Here is a 1,089-nt window from a genome sequence, read left to right as displayed (position 1 = left end):
TTCGCCTCCCGCCTGTTCGGCACCGGCGTGACCCGCACCAACGCGCTGGAGACCCTGGTCATCGCCTCGTTCGTGCGCGGCCTGTCCGTGCGAGACGTCGAAAGCGCACTGGCCGACGCTCTCGGCCCCGAGGCAGCCCTGAGCAAGTCGACGGTGTCGACGATCTGCCAGGCCATCACCACCGAGTACGACACCTGGTGCCGACGCGACCTGACCGGTGTCGAGCTGGACTACTTGTTCGTGGACGCCTCGCACTTCAAGATGCACGACGGCGCCCGGGCCGAGCCAGTACTGGCCGCCTGGGGCATCACCACCGCCGGCCAGCCGGTCTTCGTCGGCTTGGCCGCCGCCGGATCGGAATCGACCGATGCCTGGCACGACTTCTTGTCCGACCTGCTCGGCCGCGGGCTCAAGCCACCGCTGCTGGTCATCTCCGACGGTGCTGCCGGACTGATCAGCGCCGTTGAACAGCTCTTCGTCCGCTCGCTGCGCCAAAGATGCCTCATCCACCGCCTGCGCAACATCGCCTCGAAGGTCTCGGCCGCCGATCAAGCCGCGATCAAGGCCGATTACTGGAAGATCTTCGACCTTCATGACCTCGGCGAGGACATCACCCCCGGTCAGGTGCTGGTGGACCTCGTCCAGCGCCGCATCGACGCCTTCGCCGCGGCATGGGGCGGGCGTTATCCGGCGGCGGTCAAGAGCCTGCTGACCGACCGCCAGAGTCTGACCACCTATCTGCGTTTTCCGATCGAGCACCACAAGCGCGTCCGGCACTCCAACTTCATCGAGCGCACCTTCGGCGAGACCCGCCGCCGCGTCAAGGTCATCGGCCGCTTCCCCGGTGAGACCTCGTGCGTGTCCCTGGTCTGGGCCGTGCTCGACCGCGCCTCACGCGGCTGGCGCGGTTTCACCATGACACCCCAGGGCCTACGCATTCTGCAGGACCTTCGCCGCGCTCTGCTACACCCGCCGACCCAGCTCCGTCCCGCTATCGAGACCACTGTGACACCCACGACCGAGGCCGCCTAAGATCAACCCACGGCACCTACCTCGTCGAGCCTTTTACACCGCTCCGAGGACGCGACC

Annotated in this window: 1 protein-coding gene; it reads left to right on the top strand. The window is 67.1% G+C overall.

Annotated elements, in window-relative coordinates; translation table 11 throughout:
• A partial coding sequence (locus ACSDR0_RS50760; RefSeq protein ID WP_435296159.1) for an IS256 family transposase occupies positions 1 to 1,032 on the top strand: 1,032 nt, incomplete at its 5' end.
• Positions 1,033 to 1,089: the final 57 nt, after the last annotated feature.

The sequence above is a fragment of the Streptosporangium sp. G11 genome (assembly GCF_051192615.1).
GTDB lineage: Bacteria > Actinomycetota > Actinomycetes > Streptosporangiales > Streptosporangiaceae > Streptosporangium.
This window is presented reverse-complemented; position numbering and strand designations above follow the sequence as displayed.